The organism is Microcoleus sp. Pol12B4, assembly GCF_036701385.1.
In the GTDB taxonomy this organism is placed as follows: Bacteria; Cyanobacteriota; Cyanobacteriia; order Cyanobacteriales; family Microcoleaceae; genus Microcoleus.
This window is the reverse complement of the sequence record NZ_JAUBQR010000471.1, coordinates 1-1,114: the sequence shown is the minus strand read 5'-3', so window position 1 is coordinate 1,114 and position 1,114 is coordinate 1. Positions and strand designations below refer to the sequence as shown.

Below are 1,114 nucleotides of genomic sequence, written 5' to 3'. Positions count from 1 at the left end.
ACTTTTTTGGGTTCAATATTAATTGGTGCTGGATTGTTTGACTTTGTTGAAGGCATTGTTGACCATCAAATTTTGGGAATCCACCACGTCAAACCCGGTATCAACGAGTTAGCTTGGGATTTAGGATTTCTCGCTCTCGGAGTTAGTTTAGCGGTGTTAGGTTGGATGCTGGTACATAGGGAAGTTCCCGCAGATACTAAAGTTTAAATGAATGCAGAGATTGAGAATTATATCAAATCCGCGTTATAAATCCCCGATGAGACTCGACCGTTTCAACCGTTGAGTCTCTTTTTAACCGATCAGTTCATCCAGCAGCCGACTCCAACCCCACAATCAAATCCTCTTGACTCCTAAAATCCAACAAAGCTTCTCGCAAATCATCTAACTGTTCCGCAGATAATCCCTGGATGTTAGTTTGAACTTCCAGTTTAACATCACCCACCCGCCGCACGAGCTGACGCATAATTAATCCTATTTACCCCTCAATTTTACCCCTTCCGATTCCTTGGCGGCGGCATTGAGTACCTGCATTTCCACAATCACGGTTTTGTTGCCGGTAATTTTGGCTTTGACATCCAGGTAAGTGTCTTTCAATCCTGTAACGCTTCCTGCTGAATAAGGGTCAATGATTTCTATTTCTTGGATTGTGGGTTCTCCGCTATACAGCATTGGATTTAGGAAGCTGATTAAAATTTATGGAGGTTCGGAAGATCAGAATATTCTTTTGTATGCAAAGTCTGCTTTGGGGCTGATGAAACGCATCTTGTAGAAGGAAGAAGGAAAATGCAATATGTTAGGGATTTTTAGGTTGGTAGTTGCGCTTTACCACCCTTAGCGCAACTACGAAGTTTTTCAATTATCAGCCTGTGGCTTCAGTAGTAGTTGCCTGCGACATAACTAGCTTTCCAGTTATATCCATCGTCGCAAGCTTCAGCACTTCATTAAAAGCTAAACCCCGAATTTTGAGTTCCCACCGAATGCCTTTTGCTTTCATTCGCTTGGCTTTCCGCATATCGACATCAGCAGCTTTTTGATTCAAGAGCAAATATTTCATTGCTGCTGTAGCTTCTACTTTTGTGGGAAATGCAATATAGGTGATAAATCCGCCGTCCCA

General features: G+C 42.5%; 4 protein-coding genes. 1 reads left to right on the top strand and 3 read right to left on the bottom strand.

Annotated elements, in window-relative coordinates; translation table 11 throughout:
• The coding region (locus QUA38_RS29135) for a DUF2243 domain-containing protein (protein ID WP_333168031.1) at positions 1-207 on the top strand (207 nt) is incomplete at its 5' end.
• 97 nt (positions 208-304) lie between these two features.
• Here the strand turns inward: QUA38_RS29135 and QUA38_RS29130 are convergent.
• The 3 genes from QUA38_RS29130 to QUA38_RS29120 form a co-directional block, all read right to left on the bottom strand.
• A complete protein-coding gene (locus QUA38_RS29130) occupies positions 305-463 on the bottom strand; it encodes a DUF4351 domain-containing protein (protein WP_333168029.1) in 159 nt (52 codons plus the stop codon).
• Between the two features lie 8 nt (positions 464-471).
• Positions 472-669, bottom strand: coding sequence for a hypothetical protein (locus QUA38_RS29125; RefSeq protein WP_333168028.1), 198 nt, complete (start codon positions 667-669; stop codon positions 472-474).
• Positions 670-859: 190 nt separating this feature from the next.
• Positions 860-1,114 (bottom strand): hypothetical protein (locus tag QUA38_RS29120; protein ID WP_333168026.1); only part of this gene is annotated, 255 nt, incomplete at its 5' end.

Excerpts from the sequence above, each read along its gene's own strand:
- QUA38_RS29130 (WP_333168029.1), bottom strand. The coding sequence starts at position 463 with ATGCGTCAGCTCGTGCGGCGGGTGGGTGATGTTAAACTGGAAGTTCAA.
- QUA38_RS29125 (WP_333168028.1), bottom strand. The coding sequence starts at position 669 with ATGCTGTATAGCGGAGAACCCACAATCCAAGAAATAGAAATCATTGAC.